35 protein-coding genes and 2 pseudogenes are annotated in these 21845 nt (G+C 28.7%); 13 read left to right on the forward strand and 24 right to left on the reverse strand.

From position 1 onward, the window contains the following. Positions 1–3: 3 nt before the first annotated feature. The gene (locus tag NSR03_RS08340) at positions 4–210 is read right to left on the reverse strand and encodes a TM2 domain-containing protein (RefSeq protein ID WP_002508202.1); all 207 of its coding nucleotides are present in this window, start codon (positions 208–210) and stop codon (positions 4–6) included. Between the two features lie 68 nt (positions 211–278). Continuing rightward, on the reverse strand, positions 279–773 hold the full coding sequence (locus NSR03_RS08345; protein ID WP_226956860.1) for a hypothetical protein: 495 nt from the start codon (positions 771–773) through the stop codon (positions 279–281). A 293-nt stretch (positions 774–1066) separates the two neighbouring features. Between NSR03_RS08345 and tsaT the strand changes: the two genes are divergently transcribed. Then, complete coding sequence (gene tsaT, locus NSR03_RS08350; RefSeq protein WP_021339863.1) at positions 1067–1249, forward strand: type II toxin-antitoxin system toxin TsaT; 183 nt, start codon at positions 1067–1069, stop codon at positions 1247–1249. A gap of 152 nt (positions 1250–1401) precedes the next feature. On the opposite strand, the gene NSR03_RS08355 is transcribed toward tsaT, so the two are convergent. Next, positions 1402–1611, reverse strand: coding sequence for a hypothetical protein (locus tag NSR03_RS08355; protein ID WP_002508205.1), 210 nt, complete (start codon positions 1609–1611; stop codon positions 1402–1404). Between the two features lie 171 nt (positions 1612–1782). Here NSR03_RS08355 and NSR03_RS08360 point away from each other — a divergent pair, with 171 nt between their 5' ends. The 5 genes from NSR03_RS08360 to vraX (NSR03_RS08380) all read left to right on the forward strand — a co-directional run bounded on the left by NSR03_RS08360 (position 1783) and on the right by vraX (NSR03_RS08380) (position 4566). Continuing rightward, positions 1783–2031 carry a hypothetical protein gene (locus NSR03_RS08360; RefSeq protein ID WP_021339904.1) on the forward strand — a complete coding sequence of 83 codons (249 nt, stop codon included), beginning with the start codon at positions 1783–1785 and terminating at the stop codon, positions 2029–2031. 145 nt (positions 2032–2176) lie between these two features. After that, on the forward strand, positions 2177–2311 hold the full coding sequence (locus NSR03_RS08365; protein WP_002508207.1) for a hypothetical protein: 135 nt from the start codon (positions 2177–2179) through the stop codon (positions 2309–2311). A gap of 584 nt (positions 2312–2895) precedes the next feature. Continuing rightward, a complete protein-coding gene (locus tag NSR03_RS08370; protein ID WP_069820986.1) occupies positions 2896–3858 on the forward strand; it encodes an arsenic resistance protein in 963 nt (320 codons plus the stop codon). A gap of 161 nt (positions 3859–4019) precedes the next feature. Further along, the gene (locus NSR03_RS08375; protein WP_002508209.1) at positions 4020–4154 is read left to right on the forward strand and encodes a hypothetical protein; all 135 of its coding nucleotides are present in this window, start codon (positions 4020–4022) and stop codon (positions 4152–4154) included. Positions 4155–4389: 235 nt separating this feature from the next. Continuing rightward, on the forward strand, positions 4390–4566 hold the full coding sequence (vraX, locus tag NSR03_RS08380) for a C1q-binding complement inhibitor VraX (protein WP_002508210.1): 177 nt from the start codon (positions 4390–4392) through the stop codon (positions 4564–4566). A gap of 94 nt (positions 4567–4660) precedes the next feature. On the opposite strand, the gene NSR03_RS08385 is transcribed toward vraX (NSR03_RS08380), so the two are convergent. Next, positions 4661–4891 carry a hypothetical protein gene (locus NSR03_RS08385; RefSeq protein WP_021339902.1) on the reverse strand — a complete coding sequence of 77 codons (231 nt, stop codon included), beginning with the start codon at positions 4889–4891 and terminating at the stop codon, positions 4661–4663. 463 nt (positions 4892–5354) lie between these two features. Here NSR03_RS08385 and vraX (NSR03_RS08390) point away from each other — a divergent pair, with 463 nt between their 5' ends. Next, complete coding sequence (vraX, locus tag NSR03_RS08390; RefSeq protein WP_002508212.1) at positions 5355–5522, forward strand: C1q-binding complement inhibitor VraX; 168 nt, start codon at positions 5355–5357, stop codon at positions 5520–5522. Positions 5523–5797: 275 nt separating this feature from the next. Here the strand turns inward: vraX (NSR03_RS08390) and NSR03_RS08395 are convergent, their stop codons facing one another. Both NSR03_RS08395 and NSR03_RS08400 read right to left on the reverse strand, forming a co-directional pair. Next, a complete protein-coding gene (locus NSR03_RS08395) occupies positions 5798–6235 on the reverse strand; it encodes a GNAT family N-acetyltransferase (protein ID WP_021339901.1) in 438 nt (145 codons plus the stop codon). Between the two features lie 89 nt (positions 6236–6324). Continuing rightward, positions 6325–6711, reverse strand: coding sequence for a VOC family protein (locus tag NSR03_RS08400; protein WP_069820985.1), 387 nt, complete (start codon positions 6709–6711; stop codon positions 6325–6327). 194 nt (positions 6712–6905) lie between these two features. On the opposite strand from NSR03_RS08400, the gene NSR03_RS08405 reads away from it, so the two are divergent. Then, the gene (locus NSR03_RS08405; protein WP_002508215.1) at positions 6906–7106 is read left to right on the forward strand and encodes a helix-turn-helix domain-containing protein; all 201 of its coding nucleotides are present in this window, start codon (positions 6906–6908) and stop codon (positions 7104–7106) included. 98 nt (positions 7107–7204) lie between these two features. On the opposite strand, the gene NSR03_RS08410 is transcribed toward NSR03_RS08405, so the two are convergent. The 5 genes from NSR03_RS08410 to NSR03_RS08430 all read right to left on the reverse strand — a co-directional run bounded on the left by NSR03_RS08410 (position 7205) and on the right by NSR03_RS08430 (position 9917). Beyond that, positions 7205–7387, reverse strand: a complete 183-nt coding sequence (locus NSR03_RS08410; protein ID WP_002508216.1) for a hypothetical protein — start codon at positions 7385–7387, stop codon at positions 7205–7207. Positions 7388–7516: 129 nt separating this feature from the next. Then, on the reverse strand, positions 7517–8326 hold the full coding sequence (locus NSR03_RS08415) for an alpha/beta hydrolase (RefSeq protein ID WP_002508217.1): 810 nt from the start codon (positions 8324–8326) through the stop codon (positions 7517–7519). 223 nt (positions 8327–8549) lie between these two features. Continuing rightward, a complete protein-coding gene (locus NSR03_RS08420; protein WP_069820984.1) occupies positions 8550–9044 on the reverse strand; it encodes a TspO/MBR family protein in 495 nt (164 codons plus the stop codon). An 11-nt stretch (positions 9045–9055) separates the two neighbouring features. Then, complete coding sequence (locus NSR03_RS08425) at positions 9056–9433, reverse strand: DUF1722 domain-containing protein (protein WP_069819075.1); 378 nt, start codon at positions 9431–9433, stop codon at positions 9056–9058. Next, positions 9411–9917 (reverse strand): pyrimidine dimer DNA glycosylase/endonuclease V, encoded by a 507-nt coding sequence (locus NSR03_RS08430; protein WP_069820983.1) that lies wholly within the window; start codon positions 9915–9917, stop codon positions 9411–9413. The genes NSR03_RS08425 and NSR03_RS08430 overlap by 23 nt, the downstream gene beginning before the upstream one ends. A 279-nt stretch (positions 9918–10196) precedes the next feature. Between NSR03_RS08430 and NSR03_RS08435 the strand changes: the two genes are divergently transcribed. Next, complete coding sequence (locus tag NSR03_RS08435) at positions 10197–10469, forward strand: hypothetical protein (protein WP_002508221.1); 273 nt, start codon at positions 10197–10199, stop codon at positions 10467–10469. A 289-nt stretch (positions 10470–10758) separates the two neighbouring features. Here NSR03_RS08435 and NSR03_RS08440 read toward each other — a convergent pair. Together NSR03_RS08440 and NSR03_RS08445 are read right to left on the reverse strand one after the other, a co-directional pair. Beyond that, positions 10759–11480 (reverse strand): annotated as a pseudogene (locus NSR03_RS08440) (GolD/DthD family dehydrogenase). Positions 11481–11694: 214 nt separating this feature from the next. Beyond that, positions 11695–11895, reverse strand: coding sequence for a cold-shock protein (locus NSR03_RS08445; protein WP_002508223.1), 201 nt, complete (start codon positions 11893–11895; stop codon positions 11695–11697). 537 nt (positions 11896–12432) lie between these two features. Here NSR03_RS08445 and NSR03_RS08450 point away from each other — a divergent pair. Both NSR03_RS08450 and NSR03_RS14465 read left to right on the forward strand, forming a co-directional pair. Further along, positions 12433–12660 carry a hypothetical protein gene (locus NSR03_RS08450; RefSeq protein ID WP_046465105.1) on the forward strand — a complete coding sequence of 76 codons (228 nt, stop codon included), beginning with the start codon at positions 12433–12435 and terminating at the stop codon, positions 12658–12660. Positions 12661–12805: 145 nt separating this feature from the next. Continuing rightward, positions 12806–13279 carry a DUF1648 domain-containing protein gene (locus NSR03_RS14465; RefSeq protein WP_021339894.1) on the forward strand — a complete coding sequence of 158 codons (474 nt, stop codon included), beginning with the start codon at positions 12806–12808 and terminating at the stop codon, positions 13277–13279. Positions 13280–13348: 69 nt separating this feature from the next. Here the strand turns inward: NSR03_RS14465 and NSR03_RS08455 are convergent, their stop codons facing one another. The 7 genes and pseudogenes from NSR03_RS08455 to NSR03_RS08485 all read right to left on the reverse strand — a co-directional run bounded on the left by NSR03_RS08455 (position 13349) and on the right by NSR03_RS08485 (position 17564). Beyond that, positions 13349–13753 carry a hypothetical protein gene (locus tag NSR03_RS08455; RefSeq protein WP_021339893.1) on the reverse strand — a complete coding sequence of 135 codons (405 nt, stop codon included), beginning with the start codon at positions 13751–13753 and terminating at the stop codon, positions 13349–13351. Between the two features lie 132 nt (positions 13754–13885). Beyond that, the gene (locus tag NSR03_RS08460) at positions 13886–14770 is read right to left on the reverse strand and encodes a PhzF family phenazine biosynthesis isomerase (protein WP_069820982.1); all 885 of its coding nucleotides are present in this window, start codon (positions 14768–14770) and stop codon (positions 13886–13888) included. Positions 14771–14960: 190 nt separating this feature from the next. Beyond that, positions 14961–15152, reverse strand: a complete 192-nt coding sequence (locus tag NSR03_RS08465; protein WP_031266130.1) for a hypothetical protein — start codon at positions 15150–15152, stop codon at positions 14961–14963. A gap of 203 nt (positions 15153–15355) precedes the next feature. Then, entirely contained in the window at positions 15356–15538 is a 183-nt protein-coding gene (locus NSR03_RS08470; protein ID WP_069820981.1) for a hypothetical protein, read from the reverse strand. 179 nt (positions 15539–15717) lie between these two features. Next, positions 15718–15933: a hypothetical protein gene (locus tag NSR03_RS08475; protein ID WP_002508230.1), complete on the reverse strand. Its 216-nt coding sequence runs from the start codon at positions 15931–15933 to the stop codon at positions 15718–15720. Positions 15934–16101: 168 nt separating this feature from the next. Beyond that, positions 16102–16512 carry a CHAP domain-containing protein gene (locus tag NSR03_RS08480; protein WP_021339889.1) on the reverse strand — a complete coding sequence of 137 codons (411 nt, stop codon included), beginning with the start codon at positions 16510–16512 and terminating at the stop codon, positions 16102–16104. 523 nt (positions 16513–17035) lie between these two features. Beyond that, positions 17036–17564: pseudogene (locus tag NSR03_RS08485) on the reverse strand (DNA topology modulation protein). A gap of 514 nt (positions 17565–18078) precedes the next feature. Here NSR03_RS08485 and NSR03_RS08490 point away from each other — a divergent pair. Further along, on the forward strand, positions 18079–18390 hold the full coding sequence (locus NSR03_RS08490; RefSeq protein WP_002508233.1) for a hypothetical protein: 312 nt from the start codon (positions 18079–18081) through the stop codon (positions 18388–18390). A gap of 166 nt (positions 18391–18556) precedes the next feature. Here NSR03_RS08490 and NSR03_RS08495 read toward each other — a convergent pair whose 3' ends face one another. From NSR03_RS08495 to NSR03_RS08510, 4 genes are all read right to left on the reverse strand, one after another. Continuing rightward, complete coding sequence (locus NSR03_RS08495; RefSeq protein WP_317134755.1) at positions 18557–18898, reverse strand: CPBP family glutamic-type intramembrane protease; 342 nt, start codon at positions 18896–18898, stop codon at positions 18557–18559. Beyond that, complete coding sequence (locus tag NSR03_RS08500) at positions 18877–19299, reverse strand: hypothetical protein (RefSeq protein ID WP_285336322.1); 423 nt, start codon at positions 19297–19299, stop codon at positions 18877–18879. Before NSR03_RS08500 ends, NSR03_RS08495 begins: the two co-directional genes overlap by 22 nt. Before the next feature lie 23 nt (positions 19300–19322). Next, a complete protein-coding gene (locus NSR03_RS08505; RefSeq protein ID WP_069820979.1) occupies positions 19323–20348 on the reverse strand; it encodes a DUF418 domain-containing protein in 1026 nt (341 codons plus the stop codon). Between the two features lie 415 nt (positions 20349–20763). Next, positions 20764–20985: a hypothetical protein gene (locus NSR03_RS08510; RefSeq protein WP_069820978.1), complete on the reverse strand. Its 222-nt coding sequence runs from the start codon at positions 20983–20985 to the stop codon at positions 20764–20766. A gap of 282 nt (positions 20986–21267) precedes the next feature. Here NSR03_RS08510 and NSR03_RS08515 point away from each other — a divergent pair, with 282 nt between their 5' ends. Beyond that, the gene (locus NSR03_RS08515) at positions 21268–21825 is read left to right on the forward strand and encodes a hypothetical protein (protein WP_069820977.1); all 558 of its coding nucleotides are present in this window, start codon (positions 21268–21270) and stop codon (positions 21823–21825) included. The last annotated feature ends 20 nt before the right edge of the window (positions 21826–21845 follow it).

Below are 21845 nucleotides of genomic sequence, written 5' to 3' on the forward strand. Positions count from 1 at the left end.
TACTTATACTAATACATTACCGTTCTGATCAGCTGGTTTCAATAATGTAAGGATAGCACCAATAATCGCTAATATTTGAGGAATACCTGTCCAACAAAATACTAGATATAAAATCCCTACGCCAGTTTTCCTAGCGTAGAATTTATGAATACCAAAGCTACCTAGAAACACTGCTAATACAATATAAATCACTTTATTTACTTCATTCATAGCTAAATCTCCTCGCATAATTAATTTACTTTCATTATACATCAAACTACTTAATTAATTAAATAATATTAATTATCGCTATATAATAGTTCAAAATACGACCTCTCAATTGTCAAAATTTCACTATATTCATTTGGCATAATTTCATTACTTAACTCTATTAATTCAGTCAAAATATAATCCATCAATTTAGCATTTATTTTGTGGTCATCAAAATGGACTTTCACTTGCTCAATCAATGTATTTTCTTCCATAAGTAATAATGCACGTCCATATGCTTTATCAACTTTTCCCCTTTGAAACGTCGGTGTTAAATATCCAATAACTTCATCCACATTGTCAAATTCATCAAAGGCTACTTTTATATGCGAACTAAGTTTACTCGCTATTTCTTTGATACGTTCATCTTCTTGTTTGTTATCAGGCATGAGCTTATTTCGTATATAGTCTTTTTGTTTTATAATTTTGGTTTCAGTTTCATCATATTGTTGTTTATTATCAGAGTAATCCTTGGACTTTAAATTATTAACTGCTTCTTTAGTTTCTTCTAAGTTCACATTCATATTTTCCAATATATAACCACCCCTTCCAGAAAATCGTTATTTAAATTGTATAGTATTATCTTTCCTAATTTTATCTTTTGAAACTTTTAATTAATCAAACAGTACTCATCCATTTGATTGTGACTCAATATATTCTATATAAATATTTACACTATTGCTGTTAAGTATTTAGTGATAAACTGATAATGTTATAATAAAAATTATATTTACTACATTTAAAATTACAAAAAGCAATAATATTATGTCTTAAATCATTGGCAATTCAACTTTTATATTAAAGGAGGTCTAGTGCTTTGAGTCTACATTTCATGATTATATTCTGGTTATCATTAGTTTTTCTAGTATGTGGTATCGCGTTACTTATCACTTACAAAAACAAAAAGTCTCAGCAAGCTAAAGAATCATTACTTGGAGCAACATTTATGTTAATTATTATAGGTGTCGCTGGTATTTTATGCTCAATTATATTCAGTTAATCGAATTAAGTCCTGATCACAACGCGAATAATCTCTTAAAGATTATTATATATCGTGACCAGGACTTTTTTAATTTCTCATAAAATTATAAAACTAATTTACATGTACAATTATAAAACTAAATTTTCGATATAAATCTGGTGGAATCGTAATTAATCAGTCAGAAAATGATAAATTGTTAACATAGCAATTCCTAAAATAAAAAAGTATATAAAGCGTTTATACGCTCTCCTTTTCTCATGACGAACCTCTTCACTTGAATGGTTAACATTTTCGTGCAATCTCGTATTTACAAATAAAAATGGCATTGTTCCTAAAAATGCGAATACAAGACTTAATATTATTGCTATCAGAATATTCATAACATCACCTCTATTAAACAATTTCTTCAATATTGTTATTCCCTGTAATTAACATTTTAACTAAATGAGTCGCATTTACTTTCAGTTGTGTTTAATACCATTTTCAGCAATATAGTTTATAATGAAAATTAAATAATAATTTTTGAACAACAACAATTAGGAGGGTTAATTTTGAAGTTAACATACTTACCTCAATGGGAGATTATTAATCAAAGTCAGAAACAATTTGTAATACAGGAAGATGCCAATTCTATTTCATTGGTCAGCCCAATTAATGACTATGCAATGGGTATCTTAAGCCAAGTTCATTTTTCTATACAAAATGGTGAAGTAATTAGCACTACTGTAGAAAATAATAGTAAAAATCTAAAAATAGAAATTAATGAAACACAATCACAACTTAAAATCATTGACGTTTAATTTTTTAGACTAAGCCCTTTCTACAATTTGTGTAAAATGCCAATTACAATATTGTAGAAAGGGTATTATATTAATAAGGCAATTATGTATTAAAAATATGTTGCTATATTTAAGTCGTTTTAATAAAGACGGGTGAGTGATAATTATGAAATTATTCAAAAATTTACTTTTACTATTAACTGGTGCACTTATAGTACGAGCATTATTATTAAGTGTAGACAACTCAACTGACGAAAAAGTCGAAAATAAAGTTAGCATACAAGATAAACAAAAATCTTAATATGGAAATTAACTGTACTCATAATCGCTATTAATATAGCTTAGCGATTATGAGTTTTGTGTTAAAACTTAAACTTTTTACTTTAAAATCACAATTGTATTTTAGAGTGGGACAGAAATCTAATTTTTCAACAAGATTTCGTCGTATGAACCTAGCCTGGCTATGCTGACTGTAAAATGGAATGCAAGAGCTACTTGTCTTCATAATTGAAGTAGTAGTTCTTTAAAGGTTTGCTATAAGCCCATTTTCAATTCAATCAGCCACTTCGAATTTATAAATTGAGGATTAAAAATTAAAAAACAACAAAACCCACAAGGCTTTGCTGATCACTTAAAAAACCCCTAATTAAAGGGGCTTTTGACTATAACGGGAGTTATGAATCTTCACATGTCAAAGGACACGTAGAAAACCCATCTCCGTTAAATTCTATCATGCCCTAAGACATGCCTTGGTTATTATATCAAAATAAAAGTTGCCTATACAATCAAAAACTTATTATATCGTCAAATGCGTATATTAAATTTCATAGAGTATCACATTAAGTTATAATTAATTTGTATACATCATCTAAAAGCGAGGTCATTATGCAACACTTTAAAAGTAAAATTGAACACTATCAAATTTATATATATTTTGTAGCACTTGTGCTGGGTATATTAGCTGGTTTATCCTCACAAATATTTTCTGTTTTTCTAGAGTCTGTGGTTTCAAATTTTATTGGTATTTTAATGTTTAGCATGTTTTCACAAATTCCTTTTTTCAATATTCGCCAAAATCTTTTTACCACGAAATATATAATTGCATTAATTTTATCTAACTTTATAATCATACCTATTTTTGTTTTTGCTTTAATACAATTATTTGAAGTTAGTTCTGCTCCAATATTAATTGGGCTATATCTCGTACTGTTAACACCGTGTATTGATTACGTTATCGTCTTCACCGCATTAGGAAAAGGAAATGCACAGCGTATGCTTATTTCTACACCTATATTATTTGTATTACAAATTATTCTACTGCCCGTTTATTTTACTATTTTTTTACATAATGAAATCTTATCAATCATTGATGTAGCACCATTTATTAATGCTTTTTTCACATTCATTATTATTCCTTTGATGCTCGCATTATTATTACAACTGCTCAGTAAAAAATCTAACTCTATGAATCGTGTCTTAAATCTTACTGCATGGTTACCGGAACTCTTTATGTCACTCGTACTTTTTTCAGTCGTCGGTTCACAAATAAACAAGATTACGAATGATTTAAATATTGTATTAACTGTTGTGCCTATTTATATCTGTTTTATGATTATTGCACCTATAATAGGCTTATTTTGTGGAAAGTTATTCCGTTTAGATATTCCGAATTTAAGAACATTAGCTTTCAGTACTAGTACGAGAAACGCATTGGTTGTGTTACCTCTTGCCCTTTCCTTACCAAACCATTGGATAACCATCACTACAACAGTCATTATTACTCAAACATTAACCGAACTCATTGGTGAGCTTGTTTACATTAAAGTTATTCCTAAGCTTATAAAATAAACAATTAAAATTGAATATTGGTGTCGCTAATCCTATATTTAGATATTTAACAACTCATTTTTTAGTATAATTAATAAAAATACTAACAAACTCATCATATATATATTCGTTTGTCAGTATGGCTGTATGGTAAACTATCTAACAAAGAGGAGCTTGATGTTATGAAAAAAATTGCCTTAGTCTCATTAGGTATTGTTTCATTTTCACTATTAGTAAAATCTATATTAAGTACATCTACTGATTACGGCACAGATGAATATATTGTTGAAGAAGATAGAACAAACGATCAATTTTAATCATTTTTTACATTGCAATTCTATCAAATCATTATAGAAATAGATAAACCGAGGCTGAGTTCATATATACATTTCTCAGTCTTTTTATATCGTTTAATCACCCTTTTTAAAATCCAATTATTTCCTATTTGATCAAAAATGCTTTAATATAATCGTTAGGTAACATTTTATACTCAAAAGTTTTTGATTTCCTCTTTCTTGCACTTTCGTATTTCTATTTGATGAGGTGATAAAGATGCAAATTCTAAGAAAAGTATATGAAAACAAGGCACCTATTTATCATATAAAGACAAACTTAGGTTTATTAATTAAAGTCAAAACTGATGACAAATCGAATAAAACTGAAATAACTCACTTATTAACTGCCGTTGCTAAAGACATGGACGAAAAATTAAAAAATAATATTGAATAACGGAAAAGCTATACACCACTCGTGTTTATTCAAATAAAATACAGTCCAATAAATTGAATTAAATTCAACTTATTGGACTGTATCTTTATATACATTAATTCATAACAACTATAATAAAACCTACAAATAATATAAGCATAGATAATCTAGGTTTTTGCTTTCCGACTAATCCACTAAGTAAGACTAATGATAGCCCTACAATGAGTAATTGACCATTAAAAGTTGTAATACCCATGGCATCACCAACCATCATAATCACACCATAAACAATGATCAATGCTATAAATATGCTACAAACCAATGATAGTATATTGAGTAATTTCATCTTTTACATCCTTTTAATTTAAATGATACTATTAATATAACTTATCGCTATTATAAAAGAAATACGCCACTTCGAAAAGTGGCGTGAAATCTCGAATCGAAAATATATTCCACACTAAAGTTTGGAGGACTTCTTGTGCTTAGTTATATTTACCCGTTTTTATATAATAAAAACCTAAATAACTAAATTTTGTAAATCGTTCTCAAATTATTTATTTGAACTTATAATTGATTTATCAATGAAGAATATAGCAATAAATGTAAATATTAATAAATTTAAATAAAATTAATCATACTGTTGGAAATGAATCCAACAAAAAGTTATCCTATAGTTAAAGTATTAATAACTAGCAATTTATTTTATAAAAATGATTGCTTGTTACGATAACAACTCAATTCTTTACTTTTAACCATTATGTGTTACTAATTATATTGAATTGTTTCAGATAAAAAAGGGTGATGAAATGGAAGTACTACGCAAAGTTTATAAAGATGACGAGCCTATCTATCATGTTAAAACAGATAAAGGTTCTGTTATAAGAATTAAAGGTTCTGATGATTTAACGGACTCTGAAACTGAAGAATTATTAATGTTAGTTTCTCAAGATATTGATAAAATGAAAAAACAATAAATCAGAAGCTAAAGGATATGCATTTAAGTTGGTGTATCAACCGGAGGTATTCAAACAAACATTAAGGGGCTATCACATTTGTTTGAAAAAAAGTCTTTCTAAATGATTTTTCTAAAGACGATGAGTTCAAAAAGACCGAAATTACATCTAGGTAAACCCTAGTTAAATTTAAAAGAGTAGTTTCCATTTCGGAAGCTACTTTTTTTAAATCTATCTAATCCGTTTTGTATTAAATTTAAACAGTTCAAACACATTTCGTTTATTAAACCTTCTTATTATCTTACCATCATTTCAAATTTAATATGTGGAATATCGTCTTCTAAATAAATATCAGAAACACCTTTAAAACCAAATGATTCATAAAATGATTTTAAATAGGCTTGCCCCGAAATACTGATGAGTGATCCACTATATTTTTCATTTATAATATCTATTGTTTTCTGTACAATGTTACGCCCAAAGCCTCGCATTCTATAGTTTTGTGCCACTAGCACCCTTCCGAAGCTAATATGCGACTGTCGATCAACAATACGCGTGTATGCAGCAATATGGTTTTCATCCTTCAATATAATATGCAAAGCTTCCTCGTCGTCTTTATCTATTTCTTGGTATGCACATTTTTGCTCTACTACGAATACTTTTATTCTTTCTTCTAAAATATGTAATAGTTCAATATTTGATAAATCTTTTGTCCGTTTAACTACTAATTCCATAAAACACCTCCTATAATTCTTAGAAAATAAACTAAATTAATATTAATGGTAATAGTTCAGTAGTCGGTTACAGTGTCTTTCATCATATATTATTGTTCTATAAGCTGAATTAAATTACCACAAGTATCTTTTATAACCGCAAGTTTGGTGCCATCAACTACCTTAGGTTTAGTATAAAACTCGACACCTAAATTAACTAAACGCTCATGTGATGCTTCCATATTTTCAACACCAAACATAGTTACGGGTATACCAGCACTATATAAACCTTCTTGATAATTTTTGGCAATCTCACTCACATTAGGTTCTAACACTATTTCAACTGGATTATTAGAATTATTTTCTTTTACGGTCAACCATTTAAATTCCCCGCCCATTTCAATATCATGTTTCAGTTCGAATCCTAATTTTTCAGTATAGAATTGTTTCGCTTTATCTTGATTATCAACAAAAATACTCATAGCAATAATTTTCATATGAATCCACCTTATCTCTCTTTTTCGAATTTTTTATTATTAATACATTCTAATCCTTCTCTTATTTACCAAGCTAAATTGCATAATACCAGTATATGATAACGCCTTTATAGGTTCACTGATTTGAAAATAAATAGTGTGTATACTACAATTAAATACGGATTTTATTACAACTCGTTTGGGAGTGATTAATTGTGAAAGTACTAAATGATTTACGTGAAAAATATAATTTAAGTATCTCTAGATTAGTTGTTAATTTAAATAATAACTATGGCAAAGATTTTAGAATTTGTCAGGTTTGGGATTGGGAAAATGGATACCGTCGTGTTTCAGAAAACGATATTGCCATTCTCGCAGATTATTTTAATGTTTCTAAGCAGACATTTAATGCATAATGCTATTGTTATATTAAGCTAAGTACGCATTAAGGGACAGAAATTCGAATAACGTTCTTAGTTATAATAAAGTGGGAAACAACAATCGTTTTCCACTTTTATTTTTTAAATACGACGGTAATAAAATAATCTACGCCTTCCAAACTATTTGTAACAGATGGTGTAACGCTCACAAGATCCCAATGTTGCTTTTCACTAACTTCTTGTAGGAATTCGTTCACTCGTTCATCGAAAGCTTCAAAACCCTCTTCATATTGCATATGCAATGTTTTTATCATCATAAATAATTTCTCTCCTTAAACATGACTTCTACACTTATTGTAAAATGTTCAATAGTTCAAAACAAACATTTCCTGATAGTTAATAAATTATTGAGCAATAATAATGATGTATACTTTAAAATTCCAAAGCTATTTTAGTTCATAATTTAGCCAATCTACAATTTCATTAAATATACTTTTGTTATAAGAAGATTCGTTAAATATTTCGTGTTGCAAGCCGTCATAAATATGAATAGATTTATGCTCTGAGCCTATTTCATTATATAATTGAATTGAGTCCTTATAACTAACTAAACCGTCTTCTTTACCATGTAACATTAATATATTATCCTTGAACTGCTTTGCGTTATTTTTTAAATACTCAACACCATCAAGTAATGTATAAATGAGCCCCATGGATATTTGTTTCGCATTTAAATCATCTAATTTATACTTTTCAACAACTGTTTGGTCAGAACATAATCCATCACTTAATTCATTTTCTACATATTCATATGGAGACATACTTCTATCTAGCTCACCAAATAATTTAATATTATAACGTGTTAATCCCCCCGAAGTGATTATGCCATCTACTGCATTGGGATATTGCGTACCAAATAATGTCACTGTATAGCCTCCCATACTATGGCCAATCAAGTATACTTTACCCTCAAAATTCGATTCCACATAATTAATTACTGCTGATAAATCTTCTACTATTTCATTCATATTACTATAATACGTTTGACGTCCTTCTGAGCGTCCATGTCCTCGTTGATCATATCGAATGACATTGAATTTATTTAAATTTAAATGCCTTGTTAATTCATCATAGCGATCTAAATGTTCTCCTAATCCATGCACTACGATGATATTTGCTTGTGCTTCTTTAACATCATTAATCTTCGTATAAATTCGGGTACTATCTTGAGAATTTAAATATTTTATATAATTCATAAAATCCACCCTTTCATTTAAATTATTGCGCCTCAACAATTTTATTCTAACGGCTCTTTAAAACAACATGACTGTATGATTATTCATGCACGTATGAGTAATAACATATTATATCTATACCCCTAAATTTCTAATATATTTTATTTTCCGTAGTATATAGAAATGGTTTAATTAAAAAAAGCCAACAAAGTCAGAAACTTTGTTGGCACTCTAAATTAAAATCTTATTTACAGAGACCATTTGAATACTCTGGGTTATCTTTATTTAACAACCAATTGCCAGTATTTAAATAGCTGGCATAACTAGACCAAAGAACATAAGGGAAAAGCAAGATACCTGAAATAGGCTTGTTTTTAAAAAATACAACAACGTTGGTTTTTACTGCTATTAATAAAATAAAACTCTCAATCAATGCGATGCCCCTTACTTTCTTTTTAAAATACAATAATGACCATAGAAAATTCAAACTAAGCTGAGTATAATGCGTAACAGTTGCTGCTTTGGTATTTGTTCCATTGCCTTTAACCAAATTATAAGCTATACCCATGCATAAATATAATATTGGCCAAACAATAGGAAACGCATATCGTGGTGGAGAATACGGTGGTTTTTCAAATTTGCCATAATCGTTTGGTGCTTCTTTTGCAGTGATTTTGCCTATGATATTTCCACCCACAAAAGGTAATAATGTTCTCGTTAACATTTTTATCATTCCCATTATAATTCCTCCTATTTCAAATTTTTTATAATTGAAGATTGTTTTATATAATCAACGTTGTAAAAATAAGCCATACTTTTGAGAAATTCTAAAAGATAAGTTTCATCTATTTTATGTTGCTGAAATTGATATTTTAAACTTTTCTGGAATTCATTTTCTGATGAACTACGTATTTTTTTAAAATACCCCCACATATGATCATAAGCATTGATAATAGAACCTTCAGTTGGCTTTAATGTTAACGCATATGAAATCAAAGATGCTATATCTCCATATGTCGGATTTTGTTTCATTCTTTCTCTAATTTTATTGTAACTATTTTGGTCGTGCCACAACACTTCATATTTATATTGACGCCATAACTGTTCAATTTGATAACGTTGTGTCATATTTATCCGTACCTTTTTTAATACCACATCGTGGCGGTATTTTATCTTTTTTCCATTTATTGAATAATAATGTTTGATATAACTCAAATGCATCTTCACCGTGTACTTTATAATCACAAAAAACATAAAATGGAGGTAGTTTTTCATGTGAAAAATATTTTTGATATTCTTTTTTATAAACAATTTCTCTCAAACGTGCTATATCATTTTTAAAATCTACAGACCGTTTTCCTCCTCGTCGAATATGCTCTTCGTTCATACATTCTAAAATTTTGAAAGTATCTATAATATATGGTTCACCATTGTTATAAACATGAGCAACAATTGGATGTTTAATATAATTACTGTTTACATCAACAAGGTTTAACTTTGCTAAACATACTCTAATAATTTGATATAATTCTAATACTTGCTTCGATAGCCTTCTATTATCTAAAAAACGTGCACTTTTCTTATGGTCTGAGCTTATTCTGAAAATTTGCATATGCATCTTCCCTTACTTATATAGATTATGAATTCTCTAACAAAGTCATTTTTTAAATCCCTACATACAGTATTCACTTTTAAATATTTATATGCAAATGAGAGCTATTTCTCTCAATTTAAATTACCTCTAAAATGAATTAAGCTTCAGTAAATAGAACACTAAATTAAATACTTTTTATAATTCTTGTAAAAGCTTACTCTAAATTCGCTTAATATCAACCTTTGCCCAACTTTTATTTTACAGTTAATGATATGCTTATATAGGAGGCTGATATTAATGTCAAAATACATATTGTCGTATAATTTGAATTCTATTTCATATGGTTATGAAAAATTGCCTGCTAAATTAAATACCTTGGGTAATGCTTTGTATATTTATAGAGGGTTATGGCTTTTAAAAAGTGATTTAGAAAGAAACGAAATATACGAAAGTATTAAAAATTCTTTTAATTCAAACGATGATTTTTTAATATTTAAATTTGAAGAAAGTCCATTAGGTATGTTGAGCGAACAAAAATACGATGAAATCTTGCAAATACTTAATGATTAAACACATCCAAAATTACTGATGTGTTTTTTATTTACATAAATTTTATGGAATAATTCTTGCTAGTAAATCATATTAATACGATTTTAAAGTGCCTACTTGCCTGGGATATGGCTCGATCCTGTAGTCTCTCGCTCATATTATTCCCCTAGACGTCAGCACTTTATAAAATCGTTATTATCTCAGTTATATACACAAAATAAGTAAATCCTATAAATACTAATTTATAGGATTTACTTATTATTATTCATTAGTTATAAAATATCTTCATCTAAATATATATTAACATCACTTATTTAATCGTATTTCCACCATCTAATACAATGGTTTCTCCGGTCATAAAATTGGTCGCGTCACTTGCTAAAAATAAAGCGATTGCTGCTACTTCCTCAGGTTCACCAAATCTTCCTAAAGGGATACCAGCTAAAGCGTCTTCTCTTACCTTACCTACCCATGCTTTATCAGACAATTCTGTTGCAACAATTGTTGGCGCAATAGCGTTAACATTAATATTAAATTTTGCCCACTCAAATGCCAAGCTCTTAGTTAAATTAACAATTCCAGCTTTTGTTACTCCATAAGCAGTATGTTTATCTAATGCTATTAAAGCATTTTGGCTTGCCATATTAATAATTTTCCCACCTTCACCTTGTTCAATAAATTCATTCCCAACTTTTTGAGCCATTTTAAACGAAGCAGTTAAATTTAAATCAATTTGTTTTGCCAAATCTCGCTAGACATTGTTTCCGCTTTATCTAAAAGCGCAACACCTGCAAAATTCACCAATATATCAATACGGTCAAAAGTCCGCTTTGTTAACTCAATCGCATTATCTATATCTTGTTCATTTGTTATATCACATTGAATACCTAGAATGTGATCACCTTTCAATTCTTTTACACTATCTTTTATATCTAATACTGCAACTTTATCCCCTTTTTCTATGTAAAAATCGGAAATTGCTTTACCTATACCACTGTTACCCCCAGTAATAATAGCTACTTTATCTGTAATATTAAAATCTTTATCGAATCCTTTATAATTTGCATAATATCCGTTCCTTTAACTATATATTAAGTATACTAGCTAAATTAAACGCTTACAAAGTAATCCTCTTATACTTTTCTAAATGTTCATTATAATTTATTGCTATCTTTTCTTTTAATTTTTAACACAAAAAAACACCCACCCCGTAGGGTGAGTGTTAAAGATAATTTATTATTTTAAATTATGCTTTGTTAACGTTAGCAGCTTGTTTACCACGGTCGCCATCAACGATGTCGAATTCAACTGTTTCCCCTTCTTCTAATGATTTGTAACCTTCAGAATTGATAGCTGAGAAATGTACGAATACGTCGTCGTTATTTTCTACTTCGATGAAACCGAAACCTTTATCTGCATTGAACCATTTTACTGTACCTTTATTCATATGAAAACCTCCGTGTGCTTTAGCACATATATTTGTAACTTGTTATTAAAAAATCCAAAGGAGTAAAATTCAATGAATAAGACTACTTTTAAAATTTCCGAATTAAAAATTACTTGAATACAAATATACTATGGTTATAACGCTTTGTCAACATCTTCTATAAAAGTTTGTGATTCTACATTTTAATTAAACTATCAGATTTCAGTAAATATAAAATTAAATTACCTTTTATTACCTTTTTTACAACAAATTAACTTTATATGTAGTACAATTAGATATAATTAGTTATACATCGTTCAAAACAATTAAAAAGTCACGAAAAATTACGAACTCATTCATTGTATAATAAATTCAATTTCCGAGGAGAAATTTATGCAAATCATTAATTATAATATCAATCTTGACCACGTCACTTATACTGTTGAAACTAAAAACGGGCATGTATTCACTCACAGTTTACCGAAAGATACCACTTCAAATAATATATATCGCTACTTAGAAATTTTATCAAATAATGTAGATGGAGCTAACTCATAAATGGGCATATTAATCATTATTACTTTCATAATTAGTTTGATTCTATTGATCATTAGTTTGTTTTCATTTTATGAATTTAATAATGAGCGCAAAATCATCAACGAAAAAAACTTAGACAATAATCATGAGTTAGGTATTCAAAAACAATCTAGAAAACTCGTGTTTTTTGGTGCTATCTTATTTATTTTATCAGCCGTATTTTTTGCAATTTCTATAATTTTATTATAAAATATAAAAGATAATAAACATTCCAAGTGTTTATTTTAGAACCTAAACAAACCATTTGTTATAAAAGCATTTGGTTCTTTTTTATAAGCAATTTCTTCATAATACGACGTTAGTACCGAATCTTCCAATTTTGAAAGGACATATCATGATCAACAAAACCTTGAATTTCACTGGTTTAATTTTTATTATTTTACTTTTTTTATATACTTCTATTAATTACAATAGTTTGCCAGAGAAAGTACCTGTGCACTTTGATTTATATAGTAACCCAGATGCGTGGGGATACAAAAAAGAAATATTCCTTCTTCCAATAATAATTTTAGCTTTATGGATTTTCATGTATCTCTTATTTAAGTATTACGTAAAATTCGAAAATTTTAAATCCACTTTTGAGAATAAAACAATATCCAAAGACGCTATAAATTTCAATAGAAGATTCATTACTATATTAAATTTCGAGTTATCCACGCTTCTATCTTTCATGGGTATTAAAGACGTATATAACGCTACTGGCGGAAATATTGATATAGGTATATTTCAATTTGTCATCATTTTAGTAGTCATTTTTTCTACAATTATTTTGCACCTCTACAAGTGCTACAAACACAAATATTTCTAAAGTTTACTACTTATAGTAGAACACCACTTAAAAGAGTTATTCCTCGTCTTTTAAGTGGTGTTTATATTATTATATAAACTCTTTCTGAAATGCTATGAGACATTGTTTTACAAAAATACAGTCTTTATCTTTAAAATAGATGGCTGCTTCATATTGGATAGGCAAATTATTTTTTAATGTTTTAACATTTTCTTTCATTAAATTTGTCTTGCCTCCATTAATCCTGATATCATCATTCAAACAGTCTGGCGCTGTGAGGACACTTCGACCTATATCCCAAGCACTAAGTAAATTATAGAATGTTTCTGTATCTAAACTTTCCAGAAAATTTAACCCTTCACTTTTCGTTTCAGGGTTTTTAATAAACAGTCCAATTATTTTATCTACACCGTTTCTTCGTTTATCATTTTTACTTGTTGTAGAAGCATTCGAGAGTATTACTTTATAGGTATTTATGACATTATTTAAATCCATAGTTATCCAACCTCTCTAAATATCTCATTTAAACTAACTTTACTATACCCATATAGCAAATACAAAAGTATCTGTTCACTATTGTTATAAAGCATAAAGTTCTGCACATACTTTTAAAAAAACGCTTAATTTCTAAAATGATATATCAATTTCATCTACGTAAACAGTATTGCCAGTTATTTCGATTTCGTTATTTTCTGCAACATTCACTATCACCTGGCCATCCTTATTCATTTCTTGTCCTTGTTCTACAATAAGATTGATAGGCATATCAGACTCTTTTTTTATATACTTGGCAAAATATGCCCCCATTACACCTGAAGCAGTGCCAGTCACCGGATCTTCTATTGTTCCTGAAAAAGTTGAAGAAAAATGACGACCATGCATATCCGCTTCTTCATAATAACTTTCAAGGCAAAATGGATGTACCGATGCGTTTGGTATTTCATTTAAAATTGAAGAAAACACCTTATTATTTGGTTCCATTTTATTAAAAATATCAAGTGACTTTATAGGTATTAAAAGTGTCCATGCCCCAGTGCTACCGTACATTATGGGTAGCTCATCGTCAAAATCCACTTCTTCAATGCCAATTGCTTTTGCTAAATCATATCTAGATCCTTCAAATTTTTTAAATTGTGGTAATGCTTGTTTCATTGTTATATGTATTTCCTTTTGCTCATTCTTTGTAATACGTATCGGTAAGACCCCTGCATTGGTTTCAATAGTTAGCTCTGTTTTATTTTCTAACCATCCGTTTGTCTTTAACGCATAAATGGTTGCCATTGTTGCGTGGCCACAAAGTTCCATCTCTTGTTTTGGTGAAAAATAGCGTATTCTAAGGTCTGCTCTATCAGATGCTATTGGAAAAGCTGTTTCATTAAACCCTACTTTAAAAGCAACGTCTTGCATCTCCGTTTCTGTTAGGTCATCTCCATTTAAAACAACTCCAGCAGGATTACCTTTATTTGGCTTTTTACTAAAAGCATCATAATGATACACTTTTATTGATTTCATCTATAATCCTCCATTTTTCTGTAACTTAATAGTTTTTATAAGCGTATCATGCATCCAAAAAACTGAAAATCAGAAAATGAAAAAACACTAGGTATCTATGTCTACCTAGCGTTTAACTTTATATCTATATTAATATTACTTAAAGCAATATTTTTTTAATCATTTTTAGATATTAATAGCATTAACCACATTAAAAGAATGGAATTGTTTTACTCGCTTTCATAATATCTTTTGTAAAAAAGAATTGTCTACCTTCTCCAGTATATGCAGGGTTCAATATCATATTCGCTTTAGCACTATATAACCATTCAGGATTAATGCCAGAATTTAGTATTTCTTGGAATTCTTGAAAATCTTTTTTCCAATTTAAATTTGGCTCCATATTTATCACCTCAAAGATATAATAGAACACTTGTTCTTGTTTGTAAACAAAAAAAGAAGCAACTGTTAAAACAGTTAACTTCTCAAATGTCACACTTAGATTAGAAGAAAATAAATAGAGTATCAATTTCAAGCGTGGATACGTGAAGTCGAGCCAAACTTGTTTAAACAACTAGATTACCTTCTATTTATTTTTTTATTAATCTATTTAGACTCCCTATTATGCTTTTTTTCATACAAGAAAGAAATAAAACTTCCAAAAAAGCCTAATAGTGGCATAATCACACTACCAAGCAGTTGATCTTTTCCTGTGCCTATAAACATTAATAAGAAGATTAAAATCCCAATTAAGATGCTCATCCCAAGAGCCTTAACATATAATAACATTTATAATCCCTCACTAAATCCCCAAAATACTACACTAGACCATTCTATTATTTATATTTAGTATCGTAAACCGCCTTTTTACACTTTTCAGATATAAAAATAAGGCTAACGCAACGTTGCGCTCGCCTTAAATTATAATCTGTTAACTTTTTATTAATTAAATAAGAATGAGTAATTGATCAAGTGTTGTGTGCATCATCAATCTTTATAGAAGTAATCTTCGCTACATTTACATAGCTATCACAATCTTTTAGATAAAAGTAATTATATCTATGAATTCCTTTTTCAAATCTTTTAAGTGCTAATGCCTTATCAATTTTCCATATATTCTCCACATACTCACGATAAACATTACCATCGCTACATTCTATTATGAATACATATACATCACTCATGTGTTGTCACCCTAATTAATATTTTATGGTTCTCATACGTTAACTCTATTATCCACCTAATAAGTTAGGGTTGCAACATAATGTGGAGTTATTTATATCAAGATACTCTTGTGCATAATTTTGATTAACCGTTCCAATGATAAACAAACGTATTAATCATGAATTAATTTATTGAACATAATGAGGACGTATAAACCACATTTCAGTTTCATAATCATGTACTACTCTGTGAGCTACTTCTGTTTTTTCAGCGCCACCGCCATCCCAATTTTGATCTAATGATTCAAATTTATCACTAGCGCCATTATAATTACCTTCCGTAACGATTGCTGTGTGACCTGCACCACTGCCAAATTCATCATTGAATACAACGATATCTCCAGCTTGTGCTTGGAAGCCCTCATAATTTTTATATACCGTGGCTTCACCCTCAAAGTTATTTTTAGTTGGAATTTCTTTTGCATAGTCACCTTCTAATCCGTGACCATACAAATAATCCCATTGCTCATTCACTAAATCAAAACATTGCCAGCCATATTCATCATCATAATCCCATCCCTTACCTTCTAACGTGTTCATATGACTTATGGATTCCTCTTGAGTTGCAGCCGTCGCAGCAGATACAGTGTTTAAATGTGTAAATCCTAATATGCTTAAAACCCCTATAATAAAAAATGTAAAAATATATATGTATCGTTTAATTATAAATCGTCCCTTCTAAGTGTTATTTTACTGAATAAACTATACAAGCAATATTGTCATTGACTTGTAAGCTAAAGTGTAAAATAATTCAATCTTAGAATAATATATCATGTGGTTTTTAATTGTCGATTACACTAATATTAATTCCATTTTAATTTTTTTGGTTAATCTGTAATATTCAAATTAATTTCATTATAAAGTTATCTCAATAATCAAAAAAAGACACCTTAATTAAGGCGTCTCAAAGAATCCAAATTTGCCAACGTTTTTTTACATGCTTTGAGCAATCACAGAAACTGCCTGTAGTCTTCGGCTAATACTTCATCAACTAGGAAGGCGTCAGACCAAACCTATACGATTTCTGTAACAGTTTAAAAACAATCCATAGTAATTTTTAGATTTAAAAGTCGTTCTTTTCCACATTCATTCTAAATTGTTCAATTTCTTTAATGTTGGTTAAAACAAATACTTTTTTATCGTTTTTATTTGCCTTAATTTTTTGTAATAAATATGGTTTTCTGTGCTTAGGAAAATTCCATATATATTTTAAAAATGTGAGATTGATCCTTTCTTTACAATCTTTGCCCATATCAATTCTAGTCTTACCAATATTTTTAAACAATCTCTTAAAAACTCTATAAAAACTCTATAAAAACAAATTTTTCTTGGCAAATCTAAAAGTATCACACTATCTGCAGCATCTAATCTTTCATCTAAGATACCAGTATAACTTCCATCAATAATCCATTTCTTTTTTGCAATAATGTTTTTTGAATTTCTTTTTGTTCATCAGAACTTGTCATAACCCAATTAGGTTTCCAAAATAATACGTCTAAATGAAAAACAGGTATATCTAAAGCATGACCTAGTTGTCTTGATAACGTTGATTTTCCAGAACCCGAAGACCCGATAACCATTATTTTCTCCATATATTTACCACCAATCTAATTAAATGAGTTTCATTCCTATACAATAATTTGATTGCTTTCATTCTTAGCAGTTACTTATATTCATTACAGTATAATTCATGTAGTTTATTGATTAAATCATATGTAAAACGCTCAACTCTTTATATTTAACATTACCACTGATACTTAAGAAAATAATATTAAAATAGATTCAGTTAATAACATACTACATGTTCAGTAGGAATAACGAATATCAATGTTTAGATTCATACATTTAAAAATGAACCTATTGACCAAGAAAAAAATAGAAACTTATAGAAAAGTAACTAAATAGCATGAATAGACTGGTATACTTAATAGTGATAGCACTATCAACTGACAAATATTATTCTAATAATCAATTAGTCCAGATACTGGGTTATTCAATAACAATTCAGTCCATTATAAAATAAATGAATTATTCATCAGGTATTTAATTTACCCTATTATTGTTAGAATTATGTAGAATGTTTTTTTTTAAAAGAGGAGAATATTTATGAATTTAAACGAATTTCAAGCACATATAGAAGATAAATTACCAGCGTTAGATAGCTTTTACGACAAAGCTATCAACTATCAACTAGAAAAGGATAAAAGACGTCCACCGAAAAAGCGCTGGTCAGAGGCAAAAATAGAAAGAGCAGCAAATGCGATGTATAAAGATTTGATGAAAGGTATATATGAAAAAATTAAATCTTTAGTTGAAGAAAGAGAAAAGAAACCGAATGATGTATGGATTGATTATTTAGAAAAATATGAGCTGTACGAACAAATAAACGAATCATTATACGAAATAGAGTTTGATTAAACAATCACAGGTTAACCTCGTAACCCCTGTATATTTCCATCTTTCACTAGTATAAATTAACATTATTCTATTTCTTTTTTTTAAAATATCATAATAAGTAGTAGAGGCTGGGACATATCACATGTCTCAGCCTCTTTGCGAAATGTTCATTCCCTATTAACTTTATTTAGGCCCCTTTATTAAATTTAATGACTGTGTAAAGAAATATTGGAATTAAAATAATAAATTCTAATGTTCCAATAATGAAAATGAACACTTCAATATTAGCACTAACTATTTCATTACTTAAGATTAGAAAATCCCATAAACAGTAATATATAATAAGTGGTATAAAGCTCTTTAAATTTATTGAGAGGCAAGCATACACTATTCCACCTAAAAATACCCCAATCATTTGGTTTATCACTTCACCTATTGATGATCCGCCAAAAATATTAACTGCGTGAAATAAGGAAAATAATATCGCACTAACTAAAATAGCTGTTACTATTCCGCCTTTTGTAAAAATGTTTCCAACACTATACCTCTAAATACTACTTCTTCACTAACACCAACTAAAAGTGTTGTTACTAATATTAAAGAAACCATTGGTATTTTGCCGGTAAAATCTCCATTTATAAAAATTACAACCAATGTAATTATGATTAGAATAATAAGAGGTAAAAACCAAAAAGACAACCGTATGTTAAATAATTTTTGTGTTGAGAAAAGTTTTTTATACATAAATATGGAAAGCATACTCATAATAATTTCAAAGTAAATCAATACTTTAACCATTTCCGATTTCTCATAATTATAGCCAAAAATATAATGCATTGTTGACATAGCTAATGCCATAATTAACGTAATAATCAATACAAAAAGTAAAGCTTTCTTTCTTTTATTTTTCATCTTATTCCACTCTCTCATTAGTGTAATTTTAAAAACTCAACCTATTTTTTTATCAAGCTAAACCATTTCCAATAAGTTCCCATTCTCCATATATATTCCAATGGTCCATATTTAAAGTATTTCAGCCAAATACTTGTGAATAACAATTGTAAAATATAGATTGCAATACAGATACATAAAGTATCCATATAATCTACTTGATCACTATCCACACATAATATAACCAGCCAAATTAATAAAGTTTGTCCTACATAATTTGTAAGCGCCATTCTTCCATATAATCGTAATGGACTTAAGATTTTAGCAAAGCTTCGTACTTTTATAATTAATAATAATAGAGAGACATAAAATAACGCTATAAATGGACTAGTAACAACGATTAATTGATCATACAAATCTTTATTTTGAATATATTTATTAATCAATTCATTGTTCGAACTATCTTCTAAAAATTTATATGTAGGAAATACATATGACTTATTTAGCAAAATCCAACTTAATGCAGACATCACACCTGAAGCACTTACTATTACAATTAACACTTTAGTCTTAATATTCTCAAAAATATTAAATTGACCAGCTGCCAGTCCTAATATGAAATATGGTATCGGTAATATTGTTTTACTACCTATATATAAACAAATAGCCAATAATATTAAGCCAATGACTAAATTGATAGACCTTTTAAAATAAAAACAAGGTAATAAGATCAAGCCAATGATTGAATATAATAGTAACGCTTCTCCTGGTTGAAGCATTTGATGCAATATACCGAAACACGCTAAGATTACTAACCTTCTTATAAATACGATATTACTATTTAATTGTTTTGCTTTAACATTGCGAATAAATATATAAAATCCGACTCCAAATAAAAATGTAAATATTGTAAAAAATTTACTTTCAACAAAAAAATCAATGAACTTTAAATAACTAGCCTGATCGTAGTTACTTGGTGCTGGCAAGACAAATATTGAAATTATATTAGTTAGAATTATTCCTAGTAAGGCAAAGCCTCTCATATAATCTAATTCTGAAATTCTATTGTATTTTACGCTCTCGTTCATATTATCCTCCTAAATTAAATATCTTTTTTAAAGTTGACTTTCATTAAGCCAAAGATAATTTTAACAAAGGCGGGTATTAATACAACTTACATTATTGTCACACTTCATTTCATTAAATTTAAAAACACACCACTTCTTACAACAAAAAGATTATTTTGTATACGGCACCGTATTTCAACAAGCTTATATTCGACAATACTAAATCAACACAAACTAAAAAGACTAAGCCACAATGGCTTAGCCTTATAATCTAACGTCTTCGGGAGTTAATTATATCATTTAATACCGCTATAGGTGTTGCTAAATCATAACTCACATTGTATTTCTAGCTGAGTCTAAAATATAAAAATCACAAAAACAACGTAAGTCGTTGCACTTTGTACATATTCATTTTCATACTTGTGTTAGGTAATTATTAAAAAGTGACATTACCTTCAAATTTAAGTACAGTTTCTATTTTAACAACATGATTTAAATTAATTACTTTATTTTTTGGTTTTGTCACAAACAATAAATTCTCGGATGATTTTTCAACATCAATTTCTTTAGCACGTTCTAATTTACCAGTTACCAATAATAAATCTATACTTACAACGTTTTCTTCTTTCAATAAATCAGTTACTATATTTATATTCATTTTATAAATCTCCTTTTCTTCATTACCTTCATTATACATCAAAATGTAATTTTTTACTTGATAATCAAAATTTATTATTAATTATACAATTTAATTGTTATATAATCGTATAACAATTAATGGTTTTTATAGTAATTAAGGGTATCTAATTGCAACATAATTTAAAGTTGCCCCACTAGACTTATAAAGATACTTAACTTAATCTTAACAATTTAGTTTCACTATTCATTTTTAAGTATAGTACAATTAAGTTATATAATTATTTTTTAGGGGGATGTATAAATGAAGAAGTTATTGTTTTTATTTCTAGCAAGCTTTTTAGTATTGGCTGCATGTGGGAATGAAGAAGAAAGTAAGTTAGACGACACAAAGGAAACTAAATCTGAAGATAAAGGATCAGATGAAGAAAAAGATAAGTCAGATGAAAAACAAAAATCAGACGACAAATCATCTGAAGAAGTAGCAACACAAGATGAAAGTACTGAAGAACCTCAATCTCAAGAGCAAGTGAATACACAAGAACAACAATCTACACAACAGCCGACCCAATCACAACAACAAACACAACAAGCGCCTGTTCAGTCTCAAGAACAATCACAACAAACTCCTGCTCAGTCACAAGAACAAGCTCCTATGGCTAATGAACAACCGACACAAGAGCAACAAAGAAGAGAAATTGATTTAAATAGATTACCAAATGGCGATTTCTCTACTGAAGGCATGTCCAAAGATGCTCAAATGCAAATAGAAGAATTAACTAGACAAAAAGATTTTGAAGGTTTACCACAAAAAGAGTACAACGATCAAGTATCTGCAATTATGAATAGTGAAATGAATTAATTACGATACATCTATCAAAT

Origin of the sequence: Staphylococcus sp. FSL W8-1207 (genome assembly GCF_038003745.1) — a bacterium.
GTDB lineage: Bacteria > Bacillota > Bacilli > Staphylococcales > Staphylococcaceae > Staphylococcus > Staphylococcus equorum.

Bases quoted from the DNA above. Each gene is read 5' to 3' on its own strand.
- NSR03_RS14465 (WP_021339894.1), top strand. From the start codon at position 12,806: ATGATCAACAAAACCTTGAATTTCACTGGTTTAATTTTTATTATTTTA.
- NSR03_RS08450 (WP_046465105.1), top strand. From the start codon at position 12,433: ATGGGCATATTAATCATTATTACTTTCATAATTAGTTTGATTCTATTG.
- NSR03_RS08415 (WP_002508217.1), bottom strand. From the start codon at position 8,326: ATGAATTATATAAAATATTTAAATTCTCAAGATAGTACCCGAATTTAT.
- NSR03_RS08425 (WP_069819075.1), bottom strand. From the start codon at position 9,433: ATGACACAACGTTATCAAATTGAACAGTTATGGCGTCAATATAAATAT.
- NSR03_RS08430 (WP_069820983.1), bottom strand. From the start codon at position 9,917: ATGCAAATTTTCAGAATAAGCTCAGACCATAAGAAAAGTGCACGTTTT.
- NSR03_RS08400 (WP_069820985.1), bottom strand. From the start codon at position 6,711: ATGAAAATTATTGCTATGAGTATTTTTGTTGATAATCAAGATAAAGCG.
- NSR03_RS08470 (WP_069820981.1), bottom strand. From the start codon at position 15,538: ATGTTATTATATGTTAAGGCTCTTGGGATGAGCATCTTAATTGGGATT.
- NSR03_RS08515 (WP_069820977.1), top strand. From the start codon at position 21,268: ATGAAGAAGTTATTGTTTTTATTTCTAGCAAGCTTTTTAGTATTGGCT.
- vraX (WP_002508212.1), top strand. From the start codon at position 5,355: ATGGAAGTACTACGCAAAGTTTATAAAGATGACGAGCCTATCTATCAT.
- NSR03_RS08445 (WP_002508223.1), bottom strand. From the start codon at position 11,895: ATGAATAAAGGTACAGTAAAATGGTTCAATGCAGATAAAGGTTTCGGT.
- NSR03_RS08365 (WP_002508207.1), top strand. From the start codon at position 2,177: ATGAAATTATTCAAAAATTTACTTTTACTATTAACTGGTGCACTTATA.
- vraX (WP_002508210.1), top strand. From the start codon at position 4,390: ATGCAAATTCTAAGAAAAGTATATGAAAACAAGGCACCTATTTATCAT.
- NSR03_RS08435 (WP_002508221.1), top strand. From the start codon at position 10,197: ATGTCAAAATACATATTGTCGTATAATTTGAATTCTATTTCATATGGT.
- NSR03_RS08510 (WP_069820978.1), bottom strand. From the start codon at position 20,985: ATGAATATAAATATAGTAACTGATTTATTGAAAGAAGAAAACGTTGTA.
- NSR03_RS08455 (WP_021339893.1), bottom strand. From the start codon at position 13,753: ATGGATTTAAATAATGTCATAAATACCTATAAAGTAATACTCTCGAAT.
- NSR03_RS08505 (WP_069820979.1), bottom strand. From the start codon at position 20,348: ATGAACGAGAGCGTAAAATACAATAGAATTTCAGAATTAGATTATATG.
- NSR03_RS08395 (WP_021339901.1), bottom strand. From the start codon at position 6,235: ATGGAATTAGTAGTTAAACGGACAAAAGATTTATCAAATATTGAACTA.
- NSR03_RS08500 (WP_285336322.1), bottom strand. From the start codon at position 19,299: ATGAGAGAGTGGAATAAGATGAAAAATAAAAGAAAGAAAGCTTTACTT.
- NSR03_RS08460 (WP_069820982.1), bottom strand. From the start codon at position 14,770: ATGAAATCAATAAAAGTGTATCATTATGATGCTTTTAGTAAAAAGCCA.
- NSR03_RS08480 (WP_021339889.1), bottom strand. From the start codon at position 16,512: ATGAACACGTTAGAAGGTAAGGGATGGGATTATGATGATGAATATGGC.
- NSR03_RS08370 (WP_069820986.1), top strand. From the start codon at position 2,896: ATGCAACACTTTAAAAGTAAAATTGAACACTATCAAATTTATATATAT.
- NSR03_RS08385 (WP_021339902.1), bottom strand. From the start codon at position 4,891: ATGAAATTACTCAATATACTATCATTGGTTTGTAGCATATTTATAGCA.
- NSR03_RS08490 (WP_002508233.1), top strand. From the start codon at position 18,079: ATGAATTTAAACGAATTTCAAGCACATATAGAAGATAAATTACCAGCG.
- NSR03_RS08340 (WP_002508202.1), bottom strand. From the start codon at position 210: ATGAATGAAGTAAATAAAGTGATTTATATTGTATTAGCAGTGTTTCTA.
- NSR03_RS08465 (WP_031266130.1), bottom strand. From the start codon at position 15,152: ATGGAGCCAAATTTAAATTGGAAAAAAGATTTTCAAGAATTCCAAGAA.
- NSR03_RS08410 (WP_002508216.1), bottom strand. From the start codon at position 7,387: ATGATGATAAAAACATTGCATATGCAATATGAAGAGGGTTTTGAAGCT.
- NSR03_RS08355 (WP_002508205.1), bottom strand. From the start codon at position 1,611: ATGAATATTCTGATAGCAATAATATTAAGTCTTGTATTCGCATTTTTA.
- NSR03_RS08475 (WP_002508230.1), bottom strand. From the start codon at position 15,933: ATGAGTGATGTATATGTATTCATAATAGAATGTAGCGATGGTAATGTT.
- NSR03_RS08345 (WP_226956860.1), bottom strand. From the start codon at position 773: ATGAATGTGAACTTAGAAGAAACTAAAGAAGCAGTTAATAATTTAAAG.
- NSR03_RS08375 (WP_002508209.1), top strand. From the start codon at position 4,020: ATGAAAAAAATTGCCTTAGTCTCATTAGGTATTGTTTCATTTTCACTA.
- NSR03_RS08420 (WP_069820984.1), bottom strand. From the start codon at position 9,044: ATGGGAATGATAAAAATGTTAACGAGAACATTATTACCTTTTGTGGGT.